The following is a 17550-nucleotide window of genomic DNA, read 5'->3' as shown; positions in this document are numbered from 1 at the left end:
AGCCAGGCTTAATAAACAGTTAGCTGATGTTGCTGCATGCGGAAGCGGATTTTTGGTTTATAACTTATTTTTTCTATGATAGTTAATACCTGCTCCAAAGGCATTGCTGCCTGTAAGCGAAGGGTATAATTCCCCTGCTGTGTATTTAGCTGTGTATGGGATGTAACGCCATACTGCTCCTGTAACATATATAAAAGTTCCTGCAGGCTGGCATTGCGCAGCATAATAGTGCCGCTGGTCCAGGCCAGTGCATCGGGCAGCGCTACACTATCACGCAGCGCTGTTCTTTCTGCAGCTGGTATGGTAATGCGTTGTGCAGGTGTTAAAATGCCATAGTTATGTACCTGTACCTTGCCCGTTATTACGGTTACACGGCAGGCATACAATTGTTTATAGGCAGCTACAGAGAAGGAGGTGCCCAGCACGGTAGTATGTATGCCATTACTTTCTACGGTAAAAGGTTGCTGCGGATTGGTGCGCACATCAAAAAATGCCTTGCCCTGTAATAATTTAATAGTTCTGCCGTTGCGGGTGTATTGCAGAGTGGTATGTGCGCCCAGCATTACCAGTGAGCTATCCGGCAATAACAGGCGCTGCACGGCCGTGCTGTTGTTCTGCTGCGTAAGCCAGGCTGATTGTTTGGGCGTAAGCTGTAAACGTAATAAATAAGTGATGCCTGCCAGTATGGTAATGGCGGCTGCTACCTGCACCCAGCGTAAGGGCAGCGGCAGCCTGCGGCGGGCGGGGGCCGTGGCCGAAAGAATGTGCTGCAGCATGCTGTTCTTTACCTGCTGCTTTTCCTCTGCGGTAAGTAAGGCTTGTTCCGGGGCTTCCTGCTCCAGCTGATCCAGCCAGCGGTATAACAGCTGCTGCTCTTCCGCAGTGCAAAGGCCTTGTTTGAACTTATCCAGTAAATATAGCAGGGTAGCTTTGTTCACGATACAGCTGTCTTTTATATAAAGACACGCCCGCAAAAGGTTTTAACTATTTTTGGAAAGCACTTAACAATTCGGTAACATTGGGCGTTATATAGGTAGGATGCTAAAAGTATGAGATAAACGCAAGGCCAGGTACATAAGTAATAAGCACAAGCAGTAGTTAACCGGTATACCCTATCTCCTCTTTATATCCTCACAAAAAGAACCAGGCAATTGAATTCCACCTGGTTTTTAAACGTTGTAAAGCAGTATTCAGCTGGTTACGGATGGTTTGTTCGGACGAGCCCGTGCGGGCGGCTATTTCAGTCACAGACAGGTTTTCAATACGGTGCAGGTAAAATACATTTTTCATTTTCTCCGGCAAGGTATTGATAGATTGTAATAGTTGCTGTTCGGTTTCTTTTCCCTGCAGGTCTTCCAGCAGCGAATTATCGCTATCAAGTATGGCTTGCCGGAACGCAGCTACATGGTGCTCATACACCTGCTGGTCCCGCAATACGTTCAGCAGGCGGTTACGCAGCGCTTGGCGCAGGTAAGGAGCTACGGCTTTTACCTGTGGCAAGGTGTTATGTTTTTCCCAGAGGTGAATGAATAAGCTTTGCAGGGTATCCTGGGCAAGGGCGGGATCTTTTAATATTTTACAGGCATAGGTAAAGAGGGGCTCCCAGTGTTCTTCAAACAGCTGCTGAAATGCAGTTGCATCCCCTTGTTGAACCCTGTCCCATATCGTAGCCTCGTATTGCATATGGCTATTGCCGCTCAAAGATATTAACTGCGTGGAAAGTTTTACGCATAGGCGAATTTATGAAATTGTTAAGGGTTAACAGGAGTATACAAAAGAAAAATGTCCCGGCGTGAGCCGGGACATTTTTTCCAATAAGGTTAGCAGGGTTATGTTGCAGGGATAGGGAGGGCACGCTTACATTGCGGCCAGTTGCACTTTCTGTTGTAATTCGATCACGCTGTCGCGGAAGGTAATATCAGTATCCATCAGATCTTTCACCGTTTGGCAGGAGTGTATCACCGTAGTGTGGTCACGGCCGCCAAAATGTTCGCCAATGGTCTTTAAAGAATTTTTCGTAAATGATTTGGCCAGGTACATGGTGATCTGGCGGGCCTGTACAATTTCGCGCTTGCGTGTTTTCTGCAGCAGCTTATCATAAGGCACATCAAAATATTCGCACACCATTTTCTGGATGCTTTCGATGGTGATCTCTTTGGAAGATGTCTTCACAAAAGATTTCAGCACGCGTTTAGCCAGCTCCAGGTCAATCTCTTTCCGGTTCAGGGATGATTGTGCCAGCAGGGATATTAAGGCACCTTCCAGCTCGCGTACATTGCTTTGTATATTATAAGCCACGTACTTGATCACTTCTTTCGGCATCTCCAGCCCATCGTTACGCATCTTCATCTCCAGGATCTCCATGCGCGTTTCAAAATCAGGCACCTGCATGTCAGCACTCAGGCCCCAGCGGAAACGGCTCAGCAATCTTTCCTGTAAACCATCCAGGTCTTTGGGTGGCTTATCAGAAGTTAGGATCAGCTGCTTACCGGATTGGTGCAGGTGGTTAAAGATGGCAAAAAAAGCATCCTGCGATTTTTCAGCACGGGCAAAGAACTGTATATCATCTACGATCAATACATCTATCAGCTGATAAAAATGTATGAAGTCATTAATAATACTGTTCTTGGAGTGATCAATAAACTGGTTAATGAATTTCTCCGCACTTACATATAATACCGCCTTGTTGGGATGTACTCTTTTTACCTCGTTCCCAATAGCCTGTGCAAGGTGTGTTTTGCCTAAGCCAACACCACCATATACTACTAAGGGGTTAAACGAAGTACCGCCGGGTTTCTCCGAAACGGTTTTACCTGCCCTGCGGGCTACGCGGTTACAGTCACCTTCTATAAAGGAATCAAAAGTATAGTTAGGATTGAGCTGTGAGTCAATCTGTACACGTTTGATGCCCGGTATAACAAAGGGATTCTTAACCGGGTTTTGTATGGTTAACGGGAAGTCCACTTCACTGTCTTTCTGGAGCTTCGTGAACTGCGTAGGCATATTCACCGTTTTGGGATGCTGGTGTGGTGTTCCATTTTCAACTACTATTCTGTACTCTAACCTTGCCTCTTTACCTAATTCCCTCTTGATGGTTTTTCCTAACAGTCCAACGTAATGTTCTTCCAGATATTCATAAAAAAACTGACTGGGGACTTGGATCGTTAAAACATTGTTTTCAAGTTTGATGGGCTTAATAGGTTCAAACCAGGTTTTAAATGGCTGCCATTCCACAATATCCCTAATTATATTAAGACACCTTTCCCAAACTTGTTCGCAAGTTTTATTCATTGAGATTAAAAAAATTATGTTGTTGTTAATTAAGGATGTTCTCGAATTCAAAATTTCCCAACGGTGGATGTCAGAAAATTTTCAGACAGGACGACGAATATCTGTAGAAAATGTTGAAAAAAAAAATTTTCCTACCCTTGTTTATCTCCATCTGTTTACAGTCTTTGTCCTCCTGTTAGGTGTTGCTTTTTCCTTTATTTATGCGTTGATTTTCATTGTGTACTACACTAGTGCAATAAAGGTAAAATACACTGGTCTGATATACAGTTGCTTCTAATTTTGATTAACCTGTTTACCATAGATATGCTATATGAAAGATAAAATAACATGGTACAAAAAAAATGATGTTTACAACTCGTTAACAAAGTTCAACGCGGGTGTAAAACTATGTTAGTATCTGCATTAAAAAAAATGTCGTTCCTGTATCAAATACCGTGCAAATTTATTATATGAACGCGGGCCGGTGCATAGCCTGTGTAAAATTTATTTTCCGGTGAATCCTTTCAAAAGCCTATCTTTGGCGCATCTGAACAGTTAAAAAAATATTTTTATGAGTTTTGAAATCATAGGAAAGCTGATCGTAAAATATAATACGGTTCAACGCAGTGAAACCTTTAAAACAAGGGAGTTCGTTATTGAGAAATCAGATGATATCAATGGCCGGGTTATTAATAACTATATTAAGTTCCAGTGCGTACAGGACCGCACCGGTATTGTAGACCGTTATAACGAAGGCGAAACCGTAAAAGTATATTTTAATATTAAAGGCACCCGCTGGGAAAAAGATGGTAAAGTGAACTATATCACTAACCTGGATGCATGGCGTATGGAATCTGTAGTAGCCGGCGCAGCGCCAGGTGCAGACCGCATGCCTAACTATAATACCTCCCAGGAAGTACCGGCCTCCCAAAGCGGAGGAGATTCTGATGATCTTCCGTTCTAAGTGTTGTGATCTGCTTCTAATTTAATTCTAAGTATAACTACTTAAATGAATAGTAAAAGGTGAGAGGTGATTCATTCACTTTTCACCTTTCACTTTTCTCCCTGTCATACATAATTGCCATACATAGTGGCTGCATTGTTTTAGGATAAATACCTAACCTGCATGATACAACAGCTCTCTTTAAAATTATTGCCGCAGGAAGCGGCCTCAGATACAGCCATCACCCAACAGGCTGCAGCATCCCTGGGCATTCCCACCAAGAATATTACCGGTTACAACATCTTAAAGCGTTCTATTGATGCCCGCTCCCGGCAGCAGGTATATTATATACTAACGTTACAGGTATTTGTAGATGAGCCCTTCCACGCACGCGAAGTTTTCATACCATCATATGAGACGCTTGACCTAAACGCACCGCGCGTAGTAATTATAGGCGCAGGGCCGGCAGGATTATTTGCCGCATTACACCTCATCAGTGCAGGTATTAAACCCATTGTGCTGGAACGCGGGCCGGATGTGCGTACCCGCCGCCGCGACCTGGCTTCATTAAATAAGAATGGTGAGGTAAATCCTGAATCGAATTATTGTTTTGGAGAAGGCGGCGCCGGTACCTATTCAGATGGTAAGCTATATACGCGCGCTACAAAGCGTGGAAACGTGGATCACGTGCTCAACGTTTTTGTCCATTTTGGCGCAGCAGAAAAAATATTGTATGAAGCGCATCCGCATATAGGCACTAACAAGCTGCCGCATATTATTACCGCTATGCGCCAGCAGATTATTGACAGCGGAGGTGAAGTACACTTTAATGAAAAGGTGACACAATTACAGTTGCAGGATGGCGCCATCACCGGTGTAAGTACCTTTGCCGGACATACCTTTGACGCAGCGCATGTCATACTGGCTACCGGCCACTCTGCACGTGATATTTTTGAAATGCTGCATCAGCAAAAAATTCTTATTGAAGCCAAACCCTTTGCGTTAGGTGTACGCGTTGAACATCCGCAGGCATTAATAGATAGTGCGCAATACCATTGCGCGGTACGGGGCGAATACCTGCCACCTGCCAGCTATAGTTTGGTTGAGCAGGTAGAAGGGCGCGGCGTATTTTCTTTTTGCATGTGCCCCGGTGGCATTATTGCACCCGCTGCTACTAATCCTGGTGAGCTGGTAGTAAATGGATGGTCGCCCTCCAAACGTAATAACCCCTTTGCCAACTCCGGTATGGTAGTAACGGTGGATGAAACCGACTTTGCTCCCTTTGCAGATAAAGGTCCTTTGGCTGCCATGTACTACCAGCAACAGGTAGAACAGCAGGCCTATAAAATGGGCGGCGGTAAATTTGTAGCACCAGCACAACGTATGACGGATTTTGTGAACGGCAAAGTATCTGCCACCCTGCCGGATTGTTCTTATGTACCCGGCGTACACAGCACCAACTTACGCAATGTATTGCCCCGTGCCGTGCACACGCGGCTGGCAGCTGCTTTCAAAGCCTTTGGCCGTAAAATGAAAGGTTATTATACCGATAACGCTATACTGGTAGCTACTGAATCCCGCACTTCCTCGCCGGTACGTATACCCCGCGATAACGATACGCTCATGCATCCGCAGATAAAAGGTTTATATCCCTGTGGCGAAGGCGCCGGTTATGCCGGCGGTATTGTATCTGCCGCTATGGATGGAGAAAGGGTAGCCGATGCCATCATAAAATTTAATGTAAGATAACTTGTAACAATTTCCCGCTTGCAGCTACTCATCATATAAATGGATCATAATACCTGGCGCAAATACCTCAGCAAAGGGGCTATTATGAATTAAGTATGGCTACTTTGAATAACAAGGAAACAGCATTCCTTAATCTTATGGAAGTGCACAAAGGCATTATCCATAAAATTTCCAAAATGTATATGGATACCCCGGAAGATCAGCAGGATCTTTTCCAGGAGATCATATACCAGCTTTGGAGATCCTATGATTCATTTAACAGCCAAAGTAAATTCTCCACCTGGATGTACCGGGTAGCATTGAATACCGCCGTAGTTTTTTTCAGGAAAGAAAATAAGAAGATCAGCAGCATCCCTGAGCTGCCGGAGCATATCGCGGTGGAAGAAAGTCCGTCGGTACTTAAAGAGCTGCAGCTGGCGCACTTTTACAAAGCCGTGCAAAAGCTGGATAATATAGAAAAGGCATTGATCTTTTACCACCTGGAAAATTATTCGCACAAAGAAATAGCTGCCAACCTGGGCATCAGTGAAGGCAATACCCGGGTAAAGCTCAACAGGGCCAAAACAAAATTGAAAGCACTTATAAAACAACAAGGTTATGAATTTTGACGAGCTACAGTCTGCCTGGAACAGCGATGAAGGGAAAGGTGCCGTGCTGCCGGAAACCCTGCAGCGCCTGAAAAGCGCACACATGCCGGTAACAAAGCTCAGGAAAAATATGCGCAAGGAATTTATTATGCTCGTCATAATCTTTTCCCTGATGGGATTTTTTCCCCTGCTGTCAATACAGGGCGTGCCCACCATTCCCTTTTATGCCATGTATACAGCGCTGATCATGCTTACGGTATTCCATCTCACAAAATTCTACCGGTTTTACCAGCGGCTGCATGCCAACACACTCAGCTCAAAAGATAATTTATATGAAGTGTATTATGATATAAAGCTGAATATTGAAATGTATAAATCGTTCAACTATTCCATTATACCCCTCATAATGCTGTACCTGGTAATGATTGTGCTGGACCTGGATCATTTTACTACCACGCCGGTTACGCCACATAAAAAAATGGTGATCATCATTTCTTTTGTGATAACGTTCATTGTAGCGGTAATTGTAGTAATAGTGCTGGTAGAGTGGTGGGTGAGCTATGCCTATGGAAAATACCTGCGCCAGGTAGGCAAACTGTTGGATGAGTTACGGGAAGCATAATTTTTTCTTTTATATTGAGTCTTAATTGTAAGTTATTTCCTAACCTTACCTGTTATAGCATGAACTTACTGGAGGTACAGCACCTTAAAAAATACTACGCCACACACAAAGCGGTGGACGATATCAGCTTTGACATACCCAGGGGCAGCATCTTTGGTTTGCTGGGACCTAACGGCGCCGGCAAAACCACGCTGCTGCGCATGATCACCGGTATCTTTTATCCCGATGAAGGTAATATATTGTTTAACGGGCGTCCCTTTAACCCGCAGGAAGATATACACTCCATTGGTTATATGCCGGAAGAAAGAGGGCTGTATAAAAAGATGAAGGTAGGAGAGCAGGCCCTGTACCTGGCCCAGCTAAAAGGACTGTCTGAAAAGGAAGCCCGGGAAAAAGTGAAGCACTGGTTCAATAAGTTTGACATGAATACCTGGTGGAATAAAAAGGTAGAGGAGCTAAGCAAAGGCATGCAGCAAAAAGTACAGTTCATTTCCACCATCCTGCATAACCCATCCCTGCTGATCCTGGACGAGCCCTTCTCCGGCCTGGATCCGCTGAACGCAAACCTTATTAAACAGGAGATCTTTGACCTGAGCCAGGCCGGCACCACCATCATCTTCAGCACTCACCGCATGGAGCAGGTAGAGGAAATATGCGACCGCATTTTACTGGTAAATAAAGGCCGGAAGCTGCTGGAAGGGCAGGTGCAGGAAGTGAAGCAAACCTTTAAGCAGCACCTGTTCCGCATTGGCGTAGGCGCAGTACCCAACTTTGCGCAAATGGCCACGCACCACTTTACCATCATTAAACAGCATGACCACGCTTATACCGTGAAGCTGAATGAGGACAGCAGTACCAACGATATTCTGATGCACTTCATCCGTCAGGATATACCGGTAACCCACTTTGAAGAGATATTACCTACCCTCAACGAAATATTTATTACCCAGGTTCAGAAAACCGAAGAATATGCATAAGATCTGGCTCATCATAAAAAGAGAATTCCGTACCCGCGTACGCAAAAAAAGCTTTTTAATACTAACGTTATTAATACCGCTGTTCTTTGCCGGTACTATTATCATCCCTATTCTTATAGCAGTAAAAGGGGAGGATAGTAAACGCATAGCCGTAATAGACGAAAGTAAATTGTTCATTGGCAAGCTGCCGGATGCCAAAGGCATTTATTTTAAACCACTGGAGCTGGTGAAGATAGATACCTTTAAACAGAAGTACCAGGAATACGGTTATGCCGGCGTATTATACATTCCCGACATAGACATTAACCGCCCCAGCGGCATAGAATACTACAGTAAAGGCCGCGCCAGCATTATGCTGGAAAGTAATCTGAACCGGCAGGTAAATGATGTAATAGAAAAAAAGCGGATGGAAATAGCCGGCATTGACCGGCAAAAGCTGGATGAGGTAAAGAGTGATGTGAAAATAGATTTCCGCAGCGGCGATGAGGAAACCAAAGGCAGCTCCGCCGTGGCTTATGCCGTAGGCTATAGCAGCGGGTTTATTATTTACATTATACTGATGGTATTTGGCATGTCGGTAATGCGTGGAGTAATGGAGGAAAAGGTAAGCCGCATTGCAGAAGTAATGATCTCCAGCGTAAAACCTTTTCAGCTGATGATGGGTAAGATCGTAGGCATTGCAGGGGTAGGCTTATTACAGTTCCTGATCTGGGGCGTATTGCTGATGACTATACAAATGTTGTTACCCTTATTCCTTTCAGCCGATACCGTGCATACCATTAACCAGGGAGGCGCCATGGCGCAGAATGCCAATAATGCTGCGATGGCAGATGCTATGGAGAAAATAAACTTTATAGTAGGCAGCATTAACTGGAGCCTGCTCATTAGCTGTTTTATCTTTTATTTCCTGGGCGGATACTTATTCTACTCTGCTTTGTTTGCAGCCGTAGGCAGCCTGGTAAATGAGGATCCTAATGATGTACAATCCCTTACCTTCCCCATCACCTTACCGATCATTATTGGGATTATGGTTATGATATCGGCTGTACAAAATCCTAACAGCGCGCTGGCAGTGTGGGGCAGCATTATACCTTTTACATCCCCTATGGTAATGATGGCGCGCTTGCCTTATGGCGTACCGGGCACGGTAGCTTATTGGGAGCTGGCATTATCCATGATCTTCCTGGTAGCCGGTTTTTTACTCACTACCTGGCTGGCCGGTAAAATATACCGTACCGGTATTTTAATGTATGGTAAAAAGATAACGCTGAAAGAAGCGGCTAAGTGGATTGTTAGAAAGGGTTGATAGCAGCCGTTTACAGCTTGATCTTGTAAAGGTGCAGCTTATTATAGAGTGTTTTGCGGTCTATATTCATGAGCTGTGCCGCTTTGGTTTTATTATACAGGGCCTGTTTCATTACAGACAGGATCTTGTCGTATTCCGCCTGCCGGGAAATGGTTTTTAAGTGATGCTGGTCTTCCTGCGCAACTGCGGCGCCATCTTCCGCCAGCAAAGGTTCCTGCGGGGCAGTCATCATTTCCTGCGGTAAAAAAGAAAGGGGTATTTCCTGTAAACCTACAGATAGCAGGCACAATCTCCTGATCACATTTTTCAGCTCACGGATGTTGCCGGGCCAGGCGTAGGTGTAAAAGTGTTCTATTACATCATCGGAAAAGGCGCCGCATTTTTTCTGCAGCTCCTCCTGTATCTCTTCAACAAAACCGTTAATGAGCAGGGGAAGGTCCTGCAGCCTTTCCCGCAGTGGCGGAACGGCAATATTAAATTCATTCAGCCGGTAAAAAAGGTCCTGCCGGAAATTGCCTTTTTCTACACTTTTAGCCGGATCTTCATTAGAGGCTACAATAAGGCGAATGTCTACCGGTATTTCCCGCGTGCTGCCTACGGGCCTTATGGCCCTTTCCTGCACCACACGCAGCAGCGCTATCTGTACATTATAACTCAGGTTGCTTATTTCATCCAGGAACAGGGTGCCGCCCTGCGCCTCCCGGAAAGCGCCCTGCACAGCATTAATAGCGCCGGTAAAGGCGCCTTTCTCATGACCAAAAAGTTCACTGGCCGCCAGCTCATCGGTCAGGCAGCCGCAGTCCAGCGCCACAAAGGGTTGTTGGGCCCGTGCGCTGTTCATATGTACCAGGCGGGCAACCGATTCTTTACCGGTACCCGTTTCCCCGTAAATTACAATGCTATAATTGGTAGGCGCTACCAGCTTAATTTGCTGCAGCAGCTCCCGGGCGCGTTCACTTTCGCCATATACATAATGGTCGCTAAGCTGCAGGCCAGGCCCCTTTTTAGGAGCGGATACATTTAACGGCGACGGTGTTATAAGAGCGGTAACGGGCAGCGGCTGCGCGGCTGATGCGCGATTGGCTACCTCCGTTATTTGCGTGGCAGTAAAGGGTTTGGGCAGGTAATCATAGGCGCCCTCTTTTATCAGGCGGATGGCGATGCGTACATCCGGGTACCCGGTCATAATGATCACAGCGGTTTCCGGGTTAGCAGTGTGTATCACCTGCAGCAGCGTACTCCCATCCTGTTCCTTATCTTTTAACCGGAAATCACAGAACACAATATCATATGATTTTTCTTTAATCATTTTTAGTGCTGTGTTTCCCGATAAAGTAGTGTCCACCATAAAACCCTGTTTACCCAGTATGGTACGTAACAGGGAGCAAATGCCAGGTTCATCGTCAATGATCAGAATATTTTTCATGGTGTTCATTTTAAGATGATTGCCTGGCAATATCACCGGCAACAGGGGCGCTGGGGCTCTCTACACCATTAATACCGGTAGTTCCTGCCATTGCTGGAGGAGAGCTGCCGGCGTTCCTTAGCCATGCTAACCCCGATAGGCCGGCCGTTTACACGGTATCCGTCCAGCTGGGCAATGGCTTCCATTGCTGCATTGTTATCCGGCATTACTACATTCGCTAATCCTTTGGAGGCGCCGGTGAATATATCGGTGATAATACTACAGGAGGCCACCTGGCCAAATTTTGTAAAAAGGTTCCGTAAGTCTTCTTCACGAAAAGAGGGCATCAGGTTTGACACATTGATATTCATACAAGTTCACTTTTAAAAAGAAATTCAACAGGCAATTAAGTAAGGCAACAGATTAGAAAACTACCGGGAGTTTGATTGGCAGTAAAAACGTCGTTGGAGATGCTTATCGCTGTAATTGGTTAGTAAGTTAACAATAATAATGTTAAATAAATCATAATCACCAAAGAATATGACCAGTGGCGCTAATATATTTTTGTATTACGCACTTATTAGAGGGGGGCCGACAATCTTTTACAGGTTTGCAGGTACTCTTCCCAGATCTCCTGCACAATAGTGGCCGCAGGTTTAATGGTTTGTATCAGCGCGCTCACCTGGCCTATTTCCAGCTCTCCCTCTTCCAATTGCCCTTCAAACATACCCTTTTTGGCGCGGCTGCGGCCCAGCAGCGTAAGCAGCTCTTCTGCCGTGGCGCCCCGGTCTTCTGCCGTTTTTACGCTTTCATAAAACCGGTTCCTGAGCAGGCGCACCGGCGTTAACTTTTTTAGTGACAATGCAGTATCTCCCTCTTTGGCCTGCAGCACGGCTTCTTTAAAATCTGCGTGGGAGGAGGCTTCCGGCGTAGCCACAAAACGGCTACCCACCTGCACGCCTTCGGCGCCCAGCGCAAAAGCTGCTGCCATGGCCTTTCCTGAGCCAATGCCGCCCGCGGCTATAACAGGGATCTGTACCTGCCCGCATACGGCAGGTACCAGCACCATGGTGGTAGTTTCTTCCCGCCCGTTATGCCCACCGGCTTCAAAACCTTCTGCCACCACGGCATCCACACCGGCGGTTTGACTTTTTAAAGCAAATACGGAGCTGGATACTACGTGTACTACGATAATGCCGGCCTCTTTAAGCAGGGGAGTCCAGGTTTTGGGATTGCCGGCGCTGGTGAATACGATCTTCACCCCTTCGCGGATAATGATCTGCATTAGTTCCTCAATGTCGGGGTATAACAGGGGCACGTTCACTCCAAAAGGCTGCCGGGTAGCTTGCTTGCATTTGCGGATATGTTCCTGCAATACATCGGGATACATGCTGCCGGCGCCAATCAATCCCAGGCCGCCTGCATTACTAACCGCACTGGCTAAACGCCAGCCACTGGCCCATACCATGCCGGCCTGGATAATGGGATATTTTATGTTGAAGAGTTGTACAATGCGGTTAGCCATACAGCAATTTAAATATAATTACGAATTGACCATTCGTAATTGAAACCTATCCCAGGTCTATTTCCGTATTATCGCCAATATTCAAACTCTGGCTTAGCCCGCGGATATTGGCATCGCTGCCGATCAGGGAAGATTTTAACACCACCTCATACAGGTTGGTGAAAGAGCCGATAATAGAATCTTTTACAATGGAATAGCTGATCACGGTATTATCCCCTATGGCTACATTGGGCCCAATAATGGAGTGTTTGATATTACAGCCTTCACCAATGCTTACCGGCGGTATAATAATAGTGCCTTCGTAAGGCAGCACCGGGTTATTGGCCAGCTTGTATTTTTTAAGCAGGATGGCATTGGTTTCCAGCAGGGTTTCCTTACGCCCGCAGTCGAACCAGTTGCTTACTTTAAAAGGTTTGAACTGCACGTTATGCTGTATCATACATTCCAGCGCATCGGTAAGCTGGAATTCATCGTGCGATTTTATTTTCTGGTCAATATTGTTTTGCAGGCAATCATACAGCTGCGCTGTTTCCTTGATCTTGTACAATCCTACCAAAGCCAGGTTGGATTTGGGGATCTGCGGTTTCTCCACCACGCGGGCAATATGCCCTTCTTCATTGATCTCAGCTACGCCAAAGTTGCGCGGATCATCTACTTTTTTCAGTCCCAGCATGGATACGGGAGAGTTGATCAGCTCACTGTAATCCCCTTCACAAATGGTATCGCCCAGCACGATCAGGATCTCATCATTTTTCACCAGGTCGCGGGTAAGTAAAATGGCGTGGCCGGTACCTTCGCGGCTGTTTTGCTGTACAAAATGGCAGGTAAGGCCCGGGTATTTCTGCTGTACGTAATGCTGTATCTTTTCTCCCAGGTAACCTACTACAAATACAAATTCCTGTATGCCTGCTTCCACCAGCTGATCTATAATAATACTCAGGATGGTTCTCCCGGCTAGTGGTATCAGCGCTTTGGGTTGTGTATATGTATGTGGACGTAGCTTGGTGCCGGCACCTGCTACTGGTATTATGGCCTTCATTCTTAGCGTTAGGTTTAGAAAATCGTGCTGCTGTTTGTTGTTCCAGCGCTTACTCTCTGGCCGGATATGGCCCCAGGGGCGTGAAGATAGTAATTTTTTGGAACAGTCCATGGACCATCGGCCATGGACCATTTTCAATTGCATTTCATTCCCCTTTAACCTATTTTTGCAGCAAATTTTAAAGCTCCATGCAAAGAGACAACCAGATATTCAATATCATCGGCCAGGAACTGGAACGTCAGCGCCACGGCATTGAACTGATAGCTTCTGAAAACTTTACCAGCCTGCAGGTAATACAGGCCATGGGTACGGTATTAACCAATAAATATGCAGAAGGGTATCCCGGACGTAGATATTATGGTGGTTGCGAAATAGTGGACCAGAGCGAGCAGCTGGCTATTGACAGGGCTAAGGAGATCTTTGGCGCAGCATATGCCAACGTGCAGCCGCACTCCGGCGCACAGGCCAATGCAGCCGTAATGATGGCCATTCTGCAGCCCGGCGATAAAATTCTGGGACTGGACCTGAGCATGGGCGGCCACCTGACCCACGGTTCTTCCGTGAACTACTCCGGAAAGCTGTACCAGCCGTTCTTTTACGGCGTTAACAAAGAAACCGGCCTGGTAGAATATGATAAAATGGAGGAAATAGCGCTGAAAGAAAAGCCGAAGCTGATCGTTTGCGGCGCCAGCGCTTACAGCCGCGATTGGGATTATAAACGCATCCGCGCGATTGCCGACCAGGTAGGCGCTTTTGTAATGGCAGATATTGCCCACCCGGCAGGCCTTATTGCCAAAGGATTGCTTAACTCTCCCTTTGAGCATTGCCACTTTGTAACTACTACTACCCATAAAACACTGCGCGGCCCCCGCGGCGGTATGATATTGCTGGGCAAGGATTTTGAGAACCCGTTTGGTCTGAAAACGCCCAAAGGCGAGATCCGCATGATGAGCTCTCTGCTGGATACCGCGGTATTCCCCGGCATACAGGGCGGCCCGCTGGAACATGTGATCGCAGCTAAAGCAGTATCCTTCTTTGAGATCCTGACAGATGAATACGATGTATATGCCCGCCAGATCCTGAAAAATGCCCAGGCCATGGCCAAAGCATTTGTGGACAAAGGCTACCAGATCATTTCCGGCGGTACGGATAACCACCTGCTGCTGATTGACCTGCGCAACAAGAATATTTCCGGTAAAAAAGCAGAGCAAACCCTGGTAAAGGCAGATATTACCGTGAACAAGAACATGGTGCCTTTTGATGATAAATCTGCTTTTGTAACCTCCGGTATCCGCGTAGGCGTGCCGGCCATCACCACCCGTGGTATGAAGGAAGAGCATATGCCGCAGGTAGTGCAGTGGATGGATGAGCTGTTGATGGATGCAGATAACGAGGCGCTGATCACAAAGATCCGCAAAGAAGTGAACGGCTTTATGGGCCAGTTCCCGCTGTACCCGGAGCTGTAATTCAATTACGAATTATTTATTACGAATTACGAATGGATCGAAGCGATTTTTTTGTAATTCGTAATTTCTCTTGAAATAAAAAAGCCTCCATCATTTGAGTGATGGAGGCTTTTTAGTTATACCACATCCTGGGTGATCAGTTTTAAAACGCTGCAGCATTCATAACGAACTACTCAATTCGTAATTATTCATATCATAATTACTTTCAATGGCATTTCCCGCGGGGCGGGCAGGCCGTGCCCCGCTTTGGCGGGGTCGTAATTGACAATTCGTAATTCCGCTACACTGCCAGTGTAGCGGCCAGGTACGCCATCGCGCCCATGCCTATCTCAATGGCATTTTCATCAATATCAAAAGTAGGCGTATGTACGCCGGAGGTGATGCCCCTGGCCTTGTTACCGGTACCCAGCCTGAAAAAACAGGCCGGTACTATCTGTGAGTAAAAAGCAAAATCTTCTGCACCCATCCGCACTTCCGTATCTACCACCTGCTCCTTACCCATATAGGCTTCTGCTAAGGAACGTGCCTGGGTAGTTACTTCCTCATTGTTATATAAAGTAGGGTAACCTACTAAAATGTCGATCTCAATATCCGCACCCATGGCATGCGCCAGCTCAGTGGCCTGCTTCTTAATAAGCTCATGCGCTTTAAAACGCCAGGTTTCATCCATTGCGCGGAAAGTGCCCATCAGCTTAACTTCACTGGGAATTACGTTGGTAGTATGCCCGCCGTTAAATGCACAGATAGATAATACAGAAGGGGAGAAGGGATCATTATTCCGGCTCACGATCTGCTGCAGGCTTACTACCAGGTGAGATGCTACTAAAATAGTATCTACCGTAAGGTGGGGCGCTGCGGCATGCCCGCCTTTACCTTTAATGGTGATGTAAATTTCATCGGCGCTGGCCATGTATTTACCACTACGGAAACCCAGCAGGCCTGTTTCCATATTGGGTAATACATGTAGCCCTAAAATGGCCTGCGGGCGCGGGTTTTCAAGCGCGCCGTCTTTAATCATGAGGCTGGCCCCGCCGGGATGTTTTTCTTCACCGGGCTGGAACAGCACTTTCACAGTACCTTCAAATTCTTCCTTTACCTGCTGTAATATTTTGGTAGCGCCCAGCACACAGGTGGTGTGCACATCATGCCCGCAGGCATGCATTACGCCTTCATTTTTTGATTTATAAGGAACGTTATTGGCTTCTATAATAGGTAAGGCATCAATATCTGCGCGGATGGCCACCGTGCGTTTGGAAGGGTTCTTCCCTTCTACCAGCGCTACTATGCCGGTACCGGCTACATTGGCCTGGTAACGAACGCCAAATTCATCCAGCTTTTGTTGAATGAACTGTGAGGTGGCATATTCCTGGAAAGAGAGTTCAGGATGGGAATGAATATGATGTCTGATATCTATGAATGCTGGTGCAAATTCCCTGGCTAATGACTTAATTCGGTTCTTCATTCGACAATTCTTTATCCGGAGATACATTGATGAGGGCGGGCACTACAAATGCGCCGTTGGGAAACAGATCAGAGAGTTTGTCGCGCAGCTCAGTGGCTTCTTCCCGGGTTTTAAAATCACCCACACGCACTTTAAAATAAGGCGCCTGAAAGTCAAGGTAGGTACGGTAATCAGGGAAGGCATGCATCACGCGGGCTTTAGCTTCGCTGGCATCGTTCCGGCGGTTGGTGGTGATCACCTGCACCCGGAAACCCGGCTGGTTGCGGATAGCCAGCGTATTGATGTAGATCTGTTTTTTGATCAGCATATCAATACGGCTGTCTTTGATCACCTTTACATTACCGCCGCCGGCCGTTGCAAAGGAACTGTCCTGCGCAGCGGCTATGCCACCCATCAATACTAAAGCTGCTGTAATCAGATATTTCATATATAGTTAATAATGAAGACTTAATAATTAATACCGGAAGCGCCATTGGAGCCCTGTCCCCTGCTTTCCTTCATAATGGCTACGCTGGCACTGCATCCTAACCGGGTAGCGCCCGCAGCTATCAGCTCCTGGGCGAAAGCAAAGGTACGAATACCTCCGGAAGCTTTTATTTGGATATTAGCCGGCAAATGCTGCCGCATCAGCTGTACGGCTGCCACGCTGGCTCCTTTTTCCGCATACCCGGTAGAGGTTTTTACAAAATCCACCGCGTATTTGGTATACAGCGCACAGCACTGTATAATTTCATCTTCCAATAATATGCCACTTTCAATGATCACCTTGATCACTTTCCCTTTGCTGCGCACAATGGGCAGCAGGGTGGCAATTTCCTTTTCCAGGTAAGCCCAGTCCTGGTTGCGGATGGCGATCAGGTTGGCCACTATATCCAGCTCATCGGCCTCGTCTACAATAGCCAGTACGGTTTCCGCTACCTTGGCCTCTATGGCTGAATATCCAAACGGGAAACCGATCACCGTAGCCACTTTCACGCCCGTATTGCCGGTAAAGGTCTTGGCTATTTTCACAAAGGGCGGCGGCACACATACGGCCGCAAAATCATACTCCACCGCCTCCATGCACAGGGTTTTAATGTCCTCTTTAGTGGTTGTTGGCTTTAGGATAGTATGGTCAATATATTTATTTAGCTGCATGGATTACGAGTTGTCAATTACAAAATGCGTAGCATTCTTCATGGGATACAATGGAGTAGCTA

Annotated in this window: 17 protein-coding genes; 7 read left to right on the top strand and 10 right to left on the bottom strand. The window is 46.6% G+C overall.

All coding sequences use genetic code 11. From position 1 onward, the window contains the following. Positions 1-8 precede the first annotated feature (8 nt). From BMZ54_RS01485 to dnaA, 3 genes are all read right to left on the bottom strand, one after another. Positions 9-938 (bottom strand): FecR family protein, encoded by a 930-nt coding sequence (locus BMZ54_RS01485; RefSeq protein ID WP_089906382.1) that lies wholly within the window; start codon positions 936-938, stop codon positions 9-11. Positions 939-1131: 193 nt separating this feature from the next. Next, positions 1132-1683, bottom strand: a complete 552-nt coding sequence (locus BMZ54_RS01480; protein WP_143080875.1) for an RNA polymerase sigma factor — start codon at positions 1681-1683, stop codon at positions 1132-1134. Positions 1684-1857: 174 nt separating this feature from the next. Next, positions 1858-3291 (bottom strand): chromosomal replication initiator protein DnaA, encoded by a 1434-nt coding sequence (gene dnaA, locus BMZ54_RS01475; protein WP_089906380.1) that lies wholly within the window; start codon positions 3289-3291, stop codon positions 1858-1860. Between the two features lie 550 nt (positions 3292-3841). Here dnaA and BMZ54_RS01465 point away from each other — a divergent pair. The 6 genes from BMZ54_RS01465 to BMZ54_RS01440 all read left to right on the top strand — a co-directional run bounded on the left by BMZ54_RS01465 (position 3842) and on the right by BMZ54_RS01440 (position 9454). Beyond that, positions 3842-4234, top strand: coding sequence for a DUF3127 domain-containing protein (locus tag BMZ54_RS01465; RefSeq protein WP_089906378.1), 393 nt, complete (start codon positions 3842-3844; stop codon positions 4232-4234). 162 nt (positions 4235-4396) lie between these two features. Further along, a complete protein-coding gene (locus BMZ54_RS01460; RefSeq protein ID WP_089906377.1) occupies positions 4397-5962 on the top strand; it encodes an NAD(P)/FAD-dependent oxidoreductase in 1566 nt (521 codons plus the stop codon). Between the two features lie 95 nt (positions 5963-6057). After that, positions 6058-6570: an RNA polymerase sigma factor gene (locus BMZ54_RS01455; RefSeq protein ID WP_089906376.1), complete on the top strand. Its 513-nt coding sequence runs from the start codon at positions 6058-6060 to the stop codon at positions 6568-6570. Then, the gene (locus BMZ54_RS01450) at positions 6560-7171 is read left to right on the top strand and encodes a hypothetical protein (RefSeq protein ID WP_089906375.1); all 612 of its coding nucleotides are present in this window, start codon (positions 6560-6562) and stop codon (positions 7169-7171) included. Before BMZ54_RS01455 ends, BMZ54_RS01450 begins: the two co-directional genes overlap by 11 nt. A gap of 59 nt (positions 7172-7230) precedes the next feature. Continuing rightward, positions 7231-8148, top strand: coding sequence for an ABC transporter ATP-binding protein (locus tag BMZ54_RS01445; RefSeq protein ID WP_089906374.1), 918 nt, complete (start codon positions 7231-7233; stop codon positions 8146-8148). Continuing rightward, positions 8141-9454: an ABC transporter permease gene (locus BMZ54_RS01440; protein ID WP_089906373.1), complete on the top strand. Its 1314-nt coding sequence runs from the start codon at positions 8141-8143 to the stop codon at positions 9452-9454. The genes BMZ54_RS01445 and BMZ54_RS01440 overlap by 8 nt, the downstream gene beginning before the upstream one ends. A gap of 10 nt (positions 9455-9464) precedes the next feature. Here BMZ54_RS01440 and BMZ54_RS01435 read toward each other — a convergent pair whose 3' ends face one another. From BMZ54_RS01435 to BMZ54_RS01420, 4 genes are all read right to left on the bottom strand, one after another. Next, positions 9465-10880 carry a sigma-54-dependent transcriptional regulator gene (locus BMZ54_RS01435; RefSeq protein WP_089906372.1) on the bottom strand — a complete coding sequence of 472 codons (1416 nt, stop codon included), beginning with the start codon at positions 10878-10880 and terminating at the stop codon, positions 9465-9467. Between the two features lie 68 nt (positions 10881-10948). Next, on the bottom strand, positions 10949-11230 hold the full coding sequence (locus tag BMZ54_RS01430) for an RNA recognition motif domain-containing protein (RefSeq protein ID WP_089906371.1): 282 nt from the start codon (positions 11228-11230) through the stop codon (positions 10949-10951). Positions 11231-11439: 209 nt separating this feature from the next. Beyond that, the gene (locus BMZ54_RS01425) at positions 11440-12384 is read right to left on the bottom strand and encodes an NAD(P)H-dependent flavin oxidoreductase (RefSeq protein WP_089906370.1); all 945 of its coding nucleotides are present in this window, start codon (positions 12382-12384) and stop codon (positions 11440-11442) included. 46 nt (positions 12385-12430) lie between these two features. Next, the gene (locus tag BMZ54_RS01420) at positions 12431-13423 is read right to left on the bottom strand and encodes a sugar phosphate nucleotidyltransferase (RefSeq protein ID WP_089906369.1); all 993 of its coding nucleotides are present in this window, start codon (positions 13421-13423) and stop codon (positions 12431-12433) included. A gap of 188 nt (positions 13424-13611) precedes the next feature. On the opposite strand from BMZ54_RS01420, the gene BMZ54_RS01415 reads away from it, so the two are divergent. Then, entirely contained in the window at positions 13612-14889 is a 1278-nt protein-coding gene (locus BMZ54_RS01415; protein WP_089906368.1) for a serine hydroxymethyltransferase, read from the top strand. Positions 14890-15169: 280 nt separating this feature from the next. Here BMZ54_RS01415 and BMZ54_RS01410 read toward each other — a convergent pair whose 3' ends face one another. The 3 genes from BMZ54_RS01410 to deoC are packed head-to-tail and all read right to left on the bottom strand — an operon-like array spanning position 15170 to position 17488. Then, positions 15170-16351 carry a M20 metallopeptidase family protein gene (locus BMZ54_RS01410; RefSeq protein WP_089906367.1) on the bottom strand — a complete coding sequence of 394 codons (1182 nt, stop codon included), beginning with the start codon at positions 16349-16351 and terminating at the stop codon, positions 15170-15172. Further along, positions 16335-16778, bottom strand: coding sequence for an SPOR domain-containing protein (locus BMZ54_RS01405; RefSeq protein ID WP_089906366.1), 444 nt, complete (start codon positions 16776-16778; stop codon positions 16335-16337). Before BMZ54_RS01405 ends, BMZ54_RS01410 begins: the two co-directional genes overlap by 17 nt. Before the next feature lie 20 nt (positions 16779-16798). Beyond that, positions 16799-17488, bottom strand: a complete 690-nt coding sequence (gene deoC, locus BMZ54_RS01400) for a deoxyribose-phosphate aldolase (RefSeq protein ID WP_089906365.1) — start codon at positions 17486-17488, stop codon at positions 16799-16801. Between the last annotated feature and the right edge of the window lie 62 nt (positions 17489-17550).

Origin of the sequence: Chitinophaga rupis, from assembly GCF_900109685.1 — a bacterium.
Lineage (GTDB): Bacteria > Bacteroidota > Bacteroidia > Chitinophagales > Chitinophagaceae > Chitinophaga > Chitinophaga rupis.
The sequence above is the reverse complement of the archived record's forward strand: the minus strand, read 5'-3'. Positions and strand labels throughout refer to the sequence as shown.

Coding starts and splice junctions, on each gene's coding strand:
- BMZ54_RS01480 (WP_143080875.1), bottom strand. CDS start 1,683: ATGCAATACGAGGCTACGATATGGGACAGGGTTCAACAAGGGGATGCA.
- dnaA (WP_089906380.1), bottom strand. CDS start 3,291: ATGAATAAAACTTGCGAACAAGTTTGGGAAAGGTGTCTTAATATAATT.
- BMZ54_RS01465 (WP_089906378.1), top strand. CDS start 3,842: ATGAGTTTTGAAATCATAGGAAAGCTGATCGTAAAATATAATACGGTT.
- BMZ54_RS01460 (WP_089906377.1), top strand. CDS start 4,397: ATGATACAACAGCTCTCTTTAAAATTATTGCCGCAGGAAGCGGCCTCA.
- BMZ54_RS01455 (WP_089906376.1), top strand. CDS start 6,058: ATGGCTACTTTGAATAACAAGGAAACAGCATTCCTTAATCTTATGGAA.
- BMZ54_RS01450 (WP_089906375.1), top strand. CDS start 6,560: ATGAATTTTGACGAGCTACAGTCTGCCTGGAACAGCGATGAAGGGAAA.
- BMZ54_RS01445 (WP_089906374.1), top strand. CDS start 7,231: ATGAACTTACTGGAGGTACAGCACCTTAAAAAATACTACGCCACACAC.
- BMZ54_RS01440 (WP_089906373.1), top strand. CDS start 8,141: ATGCATAAGATCTGGCTCATCATAAAAAGAGAATTCCGTACCCGCGTA.
- BMZ54_RS01435 (WP_089906372.1), bottom strand. CDS start 10,880: ATGAAAAATATTCTGATCATTGACGATGAACCTGGCATTTGCTCCCTG.
- BMZ54_RS01430 (WP_089906371.1), bottom strand. CDS start 11,230: ATGAATATCAATGTGTCAAACCTGATGCCCTCTTTTCGTGAAGAAGAC.
- BMZ54_RS01425 (WP_089906370.1), bottom strand. CDS start 12,384: ATGGCTAACCGCATTGTACAACTCTTCAACATAAAATATCCCATTATC.
- BMZ54_RS01420 (WP_089906369.1), bottom strand. CDS start 13,423: ATGAAGGCCATAATACCAGTAGCAGGTGCCGGCACCAAGCTACGTCCA.
- BMZ54_RS01415 (WP_089906368.1), top strand. CDS start 13,612: ATGCAAAGAGACAACCAGATATTCAATATCATCGGCCAGGAACTGGAA.
- BMZ54_RS01410 (WP_089906367.1), bottom strand. CDS start 16,351: ATGAAGAACCGAATTAAGTCATTAGCCAGGGAATTTGCACCAGCATTC.
- BMZ54_RS01405 (WP_089906366.1), bottom strand. CDS start 16,778: ATGAAATATCTGATTACAGCAGCTTTAGTATTGATGGGTGGCATAGCC.
- deoC (WP_089906365.1), bottom strand. CDS start 17,488: ATGCAGCTAAATAAATATATTGACCATACTATCCTAAAGCCAACAACC.